The organism is Lysinibacillus phoenicis (assembly GCF_047238325.1).
GTDB classification, from domain to species: domain Bacteria; phylum Bacillota; class Bacilli; order Bacillales_A; family Planococcaceae; genus Lysinibacillus; species Lysinibacillus irui.
The window spans coordinates 1-10,006 of sequence record NZ_JBDFMP010000004.1 but is presented as its reverse complement, the minus strand read 5'-3'; the positions used below and the strand labels follow the sequence as shown (position 1 = coordinate 10,006).

Below are 10,006 nucleotides of genomic sequence, written 5' to 3'. Positions count from 1 at the left end.
CAGTACTTGATATTCAAAAAAATGGGATGGACCTTGCTATTTTAGATACGTCAGCAACATGTCATATGCCTGACGTACTTGAAATGCCATACCGCCCAATGATCATTGGTTCTGGTCAAGCGAATGAATTCGCACACACATATCGCTTAGGTGGACTTACATGTCTTGCTGGTGATGTGATTGGCGATTATTCGTTTGAAGAGCCATTAAAACCAGGTGATCGACTTGTCTTCACAGATATGGCCCATTATTCAATGGTGAAAAACCATATGTTTAACGGCGTCAACCTCCCTTCTATCGTTTCTTATAATGATGAAGAAGGTATTAAAGTCATTCGTGAATTTAAATTCGAGGACTACAGTGGTCGACTGTCCTAATACCAATAGAAAAGTCCTTCCAGTTTTACACTGGAAGGACTTTTTTTATGGCCGCATGGTCATCCAATTCTCCACATAATGAATGGCTACTCCATGAAAAGCATCGTTATTTGAAAAATGTTGGTGAACAAGTATAAGCTGTTCATTCATATAAGCTTCTCCATTATCATAAAAAGTAATATTTTGCCCTTCCTCTGAAGCGCCTGTTTCTACACCAATTACAATCGATTTATTCATCGTGGAAGCATAAGCAATTTCATGCTCAACAATAGAAATAATATCTTTTGCAGCATCGCGATAGGCCATGATCGTCACACTATCCACATGGTCAATGACCCAATCAGCTAATAACCCTTTTCCAAATTCGTTATGATACTGAACTTCATCAAACCAAAATGGCATATCTACTTCTAAAGTAAGTTGTAACTGATTTGCTTGCTCACTTGCTTTCATTATTAGTGTTTGATAGGATCCTATCGTTTGTGCTTGATGTGAGCTCCATCCACTATTTAAATAAGGTTCAACATCAAGATGAACCCCAGAAAATTGCTCAGATTCAGTTGAATTCTCATTATATGTATGTAACCAATTAAACAACTCGTCTTGGCTTCGACTACCCTCAGCTGAAACCCAGCTTGCAGCACCATCCAATGCATAAATGCGAATACCTTTGTCAGAAGCGTTGCTAATAAACTGCTTATAGTCATCGTTCGCTATGCCTTGATCGATTTGCAGATAAACCTTTTTAACATCGTTATGTTCTAAAAATAATAATATTTTTTCTTGGTCATCCATGATGAGGGATGTATCCCACAGCCACGTAGCCTTTTCCTGTGTAGCCATTGCATCAACCTTTCCACTTGATAAAGCTAATGAACTAATCATGATGACGATTAGTGCTGTCCACAACTTTAATTGTCTCTTCATACAAACTAACTCCATTCTACTCGCCACGGCTCCTAGAACAGAACCTGGCAACCTGACAATCATGCACTGAAAAAATAGTGTTTAGACTCATGGCTTTGCGTCCTTCCCTTTCGGTGAAGTTTGCCTTTTTCAGTTTTTTCTTACTCATTATCATACGCGGCTAGCAACGGTTTGTCTGTAGGTATAATGCATAATTGTCACATGTATGATCAGGTAAAAACGATAAAATACAGGTTAAATTTACTAGTCAAATATAAAAAAACGTAGAGTACTTAAGCCTCTACGTTTTCCTTTTCATTTTCAAGCATTTTGTGTAAATAATCGATAATTTCCCGAATGCCCTCTAATGAATTAACCAGTATTTTTGGATCAACATATGTTATCATACGATTTTCTAGATTAGCTACAGCTGTAAAGTAGCGCGTTTTACTATAATTGACAAGACCCAATTGTTGCAGTATGGAATCATCAAAATCAAGAATTTCACGAGCCTCTGTAACAAGTAATCCATAATTGACAACGTCCGTATTCATCACAATAATACGAGCAGTTGCTGTATTGGAGGAGCGGTTGTATAGTATTCGTTCAAAATCGAGAACGGGTACAAGCTCACCTCGAATTCTTGTAAAGCCTAGAAGATAGTTCGGTAAATGAGGAATAGGTGTTACATGCTCTAATTTTTCAATTGATATCGCTTGCTCTACAGGTACCGCATATTCCTCTGTCCCACAAGCAAAAACGACTGCTTTGACACTTTCCATGCGTTCACATCCTTCTATTCGACTGTTATTTTTTTGCAGATTCCTTGACGATTTCAACGAGTAAATCTGCTAATTTTTCTAATTCTTCGACTGGTATTTTTTCATTTGTTGTATGAATATCCTCGTATCCGACAGATAAATTCACTGTAGGAATACCAAATCCTGCGATCACATTCGCATCCGATCCTCCACCAGAAATACCTAATGTTGGTGTACGGTCAATATTGCGAACAGCTTCCATAGCAACCTGCACAACTTTATCTGTTTCTGTTACACGGAATCCAGGATACATAAGCTTCACTTCCACTTCTGCACGTGCGCCTAATGAAGCGGAAACTTGTTCAAATGTTTCCTGCATATGCTTTGTTTGGGCATCTAATTTAGCTTGATCAATGGAACGTGCTTCAGCTAGAATCGTCACTTCATCACATACGATATTCGTTGCTTGGCCACCTTCGAAGCGTCCAATATTAGCTGTCGTTTCCTCATCTAAACGCCCAAGCTTCATTTGAGCAATACACTTAGATGCTACTGTAATAGCGGAAATACCTTTTTCAGGAGCAACCCCAGCATGTGCCGTTTTGCCAATAATCTTTGCAAAAATTTTCGCTTGGAATGGTGCGGCTGTTACAATCCCACCTACTTTGCCATCACTATCCACCGCAAAGCCATACTTTGCTTTAATGTTAGATGGATCTAACTCTTTAGCACCAGCAAGACCGCTCTCTTCACCAGCGGTAATAATGAATTCTATATCTCCGTGCTCTATATCTTGCTCTTTTAATCGCTTGACCATCTCAAAGAGTGCTGCTAGGCCTGCCTTATCATCAGCACCTAAAATTGTCGTACCATCGGATACGATATAACCATCATCACGCAGGGATGGTTGAATGCCTTTCCCTGGAACAACTGTATCCATATGAGAAGTAAAATAGATTGGCTCCACATCTAGAGTACCTTTTAAAGTGGCGATAATATTGCCTGCTCCATGTCCATTACGCGTATGTGCATCATCTTGGATGACTGTAAATCCAAGTGCAGTTAATTTATCTACAAGAATTGGTGCAATTACTTGTTCATGCTTTGTTTCTGAATCAATTTGAACGAGCTCAAAAAACTCTTCTACTAAACGACTTGTCATGTTGTAAAACTCCCTTAGTTTACGTGTTCTTCCACGTTATAGTATACGTATTATTTTAGCACAACGTCAGAAGAGTTGAAATCACTTGAACAATCCGACAGACTAAAAGTCCGAGAAAAAAATCCTCAGACTTTCCTTAGACATTTAAAATAGCCTCTTTTTCTTCTATTATCGTTTGTAGATAGCTCACTGCTTTGTTATGTTTATCCCGTAAGCGCCAAATTGTATTATGTACATCATCTTGCACACGTGATACCTGTTCCCTTGCAGTTGAAATTTTAGAATGGACAGACCAGGCTGAAAAAATATCATCAAAGAAGTAGTCAGCAAATTTAACGAAACCATCTGTCTCCACATGGAGTGATTTTGTTGACATCTCATGAACATCCAATAATTCATTATGAAAACGTTGCAAGGCAATTTGAGCACTGTGTAAGTAGTTCTCCGATTGATCGAGTGCATCGTGCTTTAAGTGAGTGGCAATGAGTCCACCGCCAAAAAAAGTATCCCAAGTGGAGTATCCGCTGGCAGAATGTAATGAAGCTGCCGCTTGCCCTAGCTTTGTTAAGGCTACTTCTCCTGCTTCCTCAGCTTCTTGGATTTCTGTTATCAGTTGTTTGGTTAACATTTCTTCATTTGCTAAATGCTCTAGTCTAGCTGCTTGTGCTGGATCATGAAGCTGTAAGTACTTGTTCTTTTTTGAAAGTACCTGTTTCAGTGCTTGTTGTAAGGCCACTTCATCTATTTGCGTTAGTTTATGCTTTACTTGAATGTTATCTTCAGTTAAGTCAACTTGCATTTTTTTTGCTTCATTCATCTTTAATTCAAGTACCGCTGCTTTATCAATTTTTTCTGCACGAAGCTCATCTTGTTGTCCAGTCCACGTACGAATCATATTCATAAACGAGAAACTATCTAATTTATCCAGTTTGGATCGAATTTGATTGAGTGCTGCTGTATGTTGGTCTATTTCCTGTTGTGTAAGTTCAATTTGGCTATTCAGTAACTGACTTTGCTCCTTTAATCTGGATGCTTTTCTTAGTTGTGCATGAATCTTTTCTTGCTCTGTTTGTAATTGCTGCCATTCCATTCATCTCAACTCCTCTTATCTATCAGTACGGATGACAAGGAAAAATGTTTCATTTAAAAAAAGAAAAACCTAGTAACTATCACGCTACTAGGCTTGTTTTTTTATAGTGGAATGTTACCGTGTTTTTTCTCTGGACGAGTTTCGTGTTTGTTTGCTAGCATATCTAGTCCTTGAATTAGCTTAATACGAGTATCTCGAGGATCGATAACATCGTCTACCATTCCACGTGAAGCTGCAACATAAGGGTTTGCAAATTTTTCTTTATATTCTTCAATTTTGGCAGCACGTGTCGCTTCTGGGTCATCCGATTTCGCTATTTCACGTGCAAAAATAATGTTCGCGGCACCTGCTGCACCCATAACAGCAATTTCAGCATTTGGCCAAGCAAATACCAGGTCTGCACCAATAGATTTAGAGTTTAAGGCAACGTAAGCGCCTCCATAAGCTTTACGTAAAATAACTGTAATTTTTGGTACTGTCGCTTCTGAATAAGCATAAAGGATTTTCGCACCATGACGAATAATACCGCCATGCTCTTGTTTAACACCTGGGAAGAAGCCAGATACGTCTTCAAATGTGATGATTGGAATATTGTAAGCATCACACGTGCGAATGAAACGAGCCGCTTTATCAGAAGAATCAATATCTAATCCACCTGCAAGTACTTTTGGTTGGTTACAAACAAGTCCAACTGATTCACCAGCAATACGTGCAAAACCAACAACTACGTTTTTTGCAAACTCTGCGTGAACCTCCATGAACGAATCTTCATCCACTACTTGTTCTACAACTCTTCGTACATCATATGGTCGCGTTGTTTCAATTGGCACTGTATCCACGATTTCTGGACGGTAGTCATCCCCTTCAGGACGTGCTTGACGTGGTGCCTTTTCTTTATTATTTTGTGGTAAATAGCTTAATAGTTTCTTAATTTGATCAATTGCTTCTTCTTCAGATGGTGCGCGGAAATGAGCGTTTCCACTTACTGCATTATTGACTTTTGAACCACCTAAATCTTCAGCGGAGATTTTCTCACCCGTTACGGTTTCGATTACTTTAGGTCCTGTAATGAACATTTGAGATGTTTTATCAACCATTAGGATAAAGTCAGTAATAGCCGGAGAATATACCGCTCCACCAGCACATGGTCCCATAATAACAGAGATTTGCGGAATCACCCCTGAATAAATCGCATTACGGTAGAAAATGTGACCATAACCATCAAGAGAAAGAACACCCTCTTGGATACGTGCGCCACCTGAATCATTGATGCCGATAAATGGTGTACCATTTTTCGCAGCTAGGTCCATTACCGTCGCCATTTTTTTCGCATGCATTTCACCAAGAGCTCCACCAAACACTGTGAAATCTTGAGAGAATAAGTATACAGGACGGCCATTGATTTTTCCGAAACCGGTTACAACACCATCACCAGGACCTTCCATTTTGTCCATCCCGAAATCTACTGTACGATGCGTAATAAATGGATTGATTTCAAAAAATGTGCCATCATCTAGCAATAATTCAATACGTTCACGAGCTGTTAATTTTCCTTTTTCGTGCTGTTTGTCGATGCGCTCATAGCCACCACCAAGTTCAATTACCGTCTTACGATCATATAAATCATTGATTTTGTCGAACATATCCATATTGATCACTTATCCCCTTTTCCACTTTTATCACATAATTCATATAACACACCGAATGAAGATTTCGGATGCATGAACGCAACCTCTGCACCACCAGCACCTGGCCCTGGCTCGTCGGATAATAGACGTACACCTTTCTCCCGAAGCTCTGCCATACGCTCACGAATTCCTGTCACTCCGAAGGCCACATGATGAATGCCTTCTCCACGTTTCTCAATAAATCCATGAATGGCGCTCTTTTCACTCATTGGTTCTAATAGCTCTATTTTTACGTTGCCTGCGTCGATAAATGCCACACGAACCTGTTGAGATTCTACTTCTTCTACTTTCAACAACTTTAAACCTAAAGTTTCTGTATAATATGTAATGCGTTCATCAAGATCGCGCACCGCAATCCCAATATGGTCTACTTTCTCCATGGTGACATCTCCTTCTGTTATGGTACATACTCTATTTTACAGACTTTTTTGTCAAAACTCTACTACTTGAGAAATTTTTCAGATTTGCTAAACTATTTATAAGAAAAGAAGGAGCGAACGAGCATATGAGTAATAAAAAGTTTCAAAAAATTGTTGTTTATAGCATGATAGCGATTATGCTAATCTCATCTCTAGCATTCGGATTATCTATGCTAGTTTAAGGCAAGTCACAAGCGTCCACACTACTGTGGGCGCTCTTTTTTGACCTTTAAACCCTTAAATGATTGCTTTATTTCTAAATACCTGTCCATTTCCTCTATAAACTGATAGAGGGCTGCCTGGGCGATAAATTGCTCATGATTTTGTGGTAAAGGTAACTGTGAAAAATCATGTTTAACCTGCTCTAACTTTTCTCGATAATGTCGCGCTGTATTTCCAGAGTGAACATGCTCACCAAGGTCTTGTAAAAAATCTGCCACAATTTCAGCCTCTTGTACTATAACAGGTAATGTTGTAATTTTTGGAAGTACTCTTTCAATAATTTCTAACTGCCGCTCACGCATATCAAAATACTTGTAGTAATCATTTTTTCGTCTCATAAAATGATTTTCAACATCTTTAAATGCTAAAGACTTGGCATCATCTAATGTTTTTATCGCTTCTATGATTTCATGCCCATCCCACAGCATATCTCCTTGTCGTAAATAGCTTGCAATTTCTATAAAAATCTTACTATAAAGCTCCTCAATTTTAACTCTATAGTAATTTAATTCCTTTTGAATGTCTGGCATATACATATTAATGGCAATTCCCGTTCCATAACCGATAGCCATTAATGCTAATTCATTATAAACAAGTGCCAGCGAAAAACCTTCAGCAGCGTATATATGCATAATAATGACGACACTGGAAATAAATCCGTCTGCAACTTTTAACGACACGATGGTTGGTATAAACAGTATTAACATACCCGCTAATGTAAGTGGATGATAAGCAAAAAGCTCAAAGCTCACAAAAGCAAAAATCATCGCAATAATACTTGAGACCAATCGTGTATATGCTGCATAAATGGATTTCTTTTTCGTAGGCTGCACACATAATATGGTTAGAATACCAGCAGATGCATACGAGGCTAAATCAAAATATTGAGCAATGGCAATTGCAATTGCTGCACCGATTGCTGTTTTTAACGTTCGATAGCCGATTGAAAACTTCTTCAGGCCGACTGCCTCCCATCCTTTAGTACTCTTCACTCATATAGCTAATCATTTAGCCAATATTACAAAAATTTTAATAATAACGGAACTCACTATATATGGAGATAAGTAGGTAGCCTACATAGATAAAGTTATCTATGTGGCTATTCTACTTACATTTAATGATTTTTCTTATACAAGAATAGAATTACAGTTCGTCACAGTATTCTTCAAAGTTAGCTTGTAAATTTGTTACAACTGACATTGGGTCATGCCCTTCGATTTCATAGCGACCAACTTCGGCTACTACTTGTCCATCCTTTAAAAGCACGAATGATGGTGAAGAAGGTAAGTGATCTTCCCCGAAATGATAACGTGCTGCTGCAGTAGCTTCTTTATCTTGCCCTGCAAATACTGTTACTAAATGATCTGGGCGTTTATCGTAATGTACGCATTGTGCAGCTGCTGGACGAGCAATACCACCCGCACAACCACATACTGAGTTAACCATAACTAATGTAGTACCTGGGCGAGCAAACGCCTCTTCAACAGCTTCTGGTGTTTTAAGTTGTTCGTAACCAGCTGCCTCAATTTCAGCACGTGCTGTTTTTAAAATTTCCTGCATAAATAAATCGTAATCCATATTCATATAGCGATAGCTCCTTTCAAGTCGGCGTCATTTTAGCTTTATTTTATATAGTTGGTATTTGACGCTCATACATCTCTTATCATAGCAGTTTGCAAAGAATTTGTGCACCTTCTTGCTCAACACAAATCACTTGATTTTACTAAGATTTCAATATGACTAGTTTACTTGTCTTCCTGCTCTTCGCTAAATAAACGATCAACACCCTGTGTGACTGTCAATTGTCCGCTTAAAATTTGGCGTTCAAGCAGCTGTACATGGGCTTTTCGCTGTGGATTCCCATAAAATAAATCAATTAGATGATCAGTAATCATAGTTTGGAACCACTCTTTTGTTTGATTTTGACGTCGAGTAGCCCAATATTGATTGTCTTCCACAATTTGTTTGAATTGTTCAATTGTCGCCCAAACCTTATCAAGTCCCCGTTTTTCTAGTGAACTCACTGGCATCGATGTTGACATCCAACCAGGTGTGGCAGGCTGTAAAAAATGTAAAATTTGCTTATACTCTGCAACTGTTTTTTTGGCTAAACGAACATTATCACCATCCGCTTTATGCACGATAATAGCATCCGCTAATTCCATGATTCCTTTTTTCATGCCTTGCAGCTCATCGCCAGCCCCTGTTAAAACGAGTAATAGGAAGAAATCAACCATCCCACGGACATAGGTTTCACTTTGCCCAACACCAACGGTCTCAATTAAGATCACATCATAGCCAGCCGCTTCACAAACTAACATTGTTTCACGTGTCTTTTTATGAACACCCCCTAGGGTACCTGCTGATGGGGATGGACGGACAAATGCAGTAGGCTTCTTGACGAGCTCCTCCATGCGCGTTTTATCCCCAAGAATACTTCCTCCGGATAATGAAGAGCTTGGATCAATCGCAAGGACAGCAACTCGTTTCCCCATTTCACAAAGCATTGTTCCGAAAGCTTCAATGAAGGAACTCTTCCCTGCTCCTGGAACACCTGTAATGCCTATTCGAATACTATTCCCTGTATGCGGGAGCAGCTCCTGTAATAGCTCTTGTGCTTGCACTTTATGGGTTGCATTAGAGCTTTCTATGAGGGTAATGGCTTTTGACAAATGGGTGCGAGAGCCCGCACGTACCTGTTGTGCAAGCTCTCGTATATTCAAATTGTCGGCCTTTTTCTTTCGGAATTTTTTCGGTGTACCATATTGCATACCGTCGTGAGTTGCCTCGACTCCGTCCATGACAAATAGCGCACTGTCTTCCATTTCTTTATTTTTGTCCATTATTCAGACACTTCCTCATAGCCTAAACGTTTGTAGATTTCTTCTATAATTTTTTGTGCGGATACAGGAATTACTGTACCTGGTCCAAAAATAGCTACTGCGCCGGCATTATAAAGGAATTCATAATCTTGCGCTGGAATAACACCGCCAACGATAATGATAATATCTCCGCGTCCTAATTTTTCAAGCTCTGCAACCAATTCAGGGACCAATGTTTTATGACCTGCTGCTAGAGATGATACCCCAATGACATGAACATCATTTTCAACAGCCATTTGAGCTGCCTCAGCTGGTGTCATAAATAATGGTGAAATATCCACATCAAAGCCTAAATCAGCATAGCCTGTTGCAACAACTTTAGCACCACGGTCATGTCCATCTTGTCCCATTTTGGCTACTAAAATACGTGGACGACGACCTTCATTTTCAAGGAATTCTTCTGTCATTTGTTTTACTTCTGCAATTTGCTCCTCATCAGAGAAGTTTGCAGAGTAAACACCAGAAATAGAGCGAATTACGGCCTTATGACGTCCAGAAA

Annotated in this window: 11 protein-coding genes, 1 pseudogene and 1 riboswitch; of the genes and pseudogenes, 2 read left to right on the top strand and 10 right to left on the bottom strand. The window is 39.2% G+C overall.

The window, feature by feature from the left end; genetic code table 11:
* Window positions 1–377 (top strand): annotated as a pseudogene (locus ABC382_RS24725) (carboxynorspermidine decarboxylase); the annotation flags it as partial.
* Window positions 378–422: 45 nt separating this feature from the next.
* Here the strand turns inward: ABC382_RS24725 and ABC382_RS24720 are convergent.
* The 6 genes from ABC382_RS24720 to mce all read right to left on the bottom strand — a co-directional run bounded on the left by ABC382_RS24720 (window position 423) and on the right by mce (window position 6,364).
* The gene (locus ABC382_RS24720; RefSeq protein ID WP_412926519.1) at window positions 423–1,304 is read right to left on the bottom strand and encodes an amidase; all 882 of its coding nucleotides are present in this window, start codon (window positions 1,302–1,304) and stop codon (window positions 423–425) included.
* Between the two features lie 43 nt (window positions 1,305–1,347).
* A riboswitch (cyclic di-GMP riboswitch) is annotated at window positions 1,348–1,439 on the bottom strand.
* A gap of 137 nt (window positions 1,440–1,576) precedes the next feature.
* Window positions 1,577–2,065: a chemotaxis protein CheW gene (locus ABC382_RS24715; protein ID WP_274793599.1), complete on the bottom strand. Its 489-nt coding sequence runs from the start codon at window positions 2,063–2,065 to the stop codon at window positions 1,577–1,579.
* Window positions 2,066–2,090: 25 nt separating this feature from the next.
* Window positions 2,091–3,206 carry a M20/M25/M40 family metallo-hydrolase gene (locus ABC382_RS24710; protein WP_412926518.1) on the bottom strand — a complete coding sequence of 372 codons (1,116 nt, stop codon included), beginning with the start codon at window positions 3,204–3,206 and terminating at the stop codon, window positions 2,091–2,093.
* Window positions 3,207–3,342: 136 nt separating this feature from the next.
* The gene (locus ABC382_RS24705; protein ID WP_274793601.1) at window positions 3,343–4,296 is read right to left on the bottom strand and encodes a coiled-coil domain-containing protein; all 954 of its coding nucleotides are present in this window, start codon (window positions 4,294–4,296) and stop codon (window positions 3,343–3,345) included.
* A 101-nt stretch (window positions 4,297–4,397) separates the two neighbouring features.
* The gene (locus ABC382_RS24700) at window positions 4,398–5,945 is read right to left on the bottom strand and encodes an acyl-CoA carboxylase subunit beta (protein ID WP_274793602.1); all 1,548 of its coding nucleotides are present in this window, start codon (window positions 5,943–5,945) and stop codon (window positions 4,398–4,400) included.
* Between the two features lie 5 nt (window positions 5,946–5,950).
* Window positions 5,951–6,364 (bottom strand): methylmalonyl-CoA epimerase, encoded by a 414-nt coding sequence (mce, locus tag ABC382_RS24695; RefSeq protein WP_107949440.1) that lies wholly within the window; start codon window positions 6,362–6,364, stop codon window positions 5,951–5,953.
* A 125-nt stretch (window positions 6,365–6,489) separates the two neighbouring features.
* Here mce and prli42 point away from each other — a divergent pair, with 125 nt between their 5' ends.
* A complete protein-coding gene (prli42, locus tag ABC382_RS24690; protein WP_155273190.1) occupies window positions 6,490–6,585 on the top strand; it encodes a stressosome-associated protein Prli42 in 96 nt (31 codons plus the stop codon).
* A 21-nt stretch (window positions 6,586–6,606) separates the two neighbouring features.
* On the opposite strand, the gene ABC382_RS24685 is transcribed toward prli42, so the two are convergent.
* From ABC382_RS24685 to ABC382_RS24670, 4 genes are all read right to left on the bottom strand, one after another.
* Window positions 6,607–7,617, bottom strand: a complete 1,011-nt coding sequence (locus tag ABC382_RS24685) for an aromatic acid exporter family protein (RefSeq protein ID WP_274793603.1) — start codon at window positions 7,615–7,617, stop codon at window positions 6,607–6,609.
* Between the two features lie 151 nt (window positions 7,618–7,768).
* Entirely contained in the window at window positions 7,769–8,209 is a 441-nt protein-coding gene (locus ABC382_RS24680) for a BrxA/BrxB family bacilliredoxin (RefSeq protein ID WP_274793604.1), read from the bottom strand.
* Between the two features lie 161 nt (window positions 8,210–8,370).
* Window positions 8,371–9,468, bottom strand: coding sequence for a methylmalonyl Co-A mutase-associated GTPase MeaB (gene meaB, locus ABC382_RS24675; protein ID WP_274793605.1), 1,098 nt, complete (start codon window positions 9,466–9,468; stop codon window positions 8,371–8,373).
* Window positions 9,468–10,006 (bottom strand): cobalamin-dependent protein (locus ABC382_RS24670; protein WP_412928340.1); only part of this gene is annotated, 539 nt, incomplete at its 5' end. The genes ABC382_RS24670 and meaB, both read right to left, overlap by 1 nt.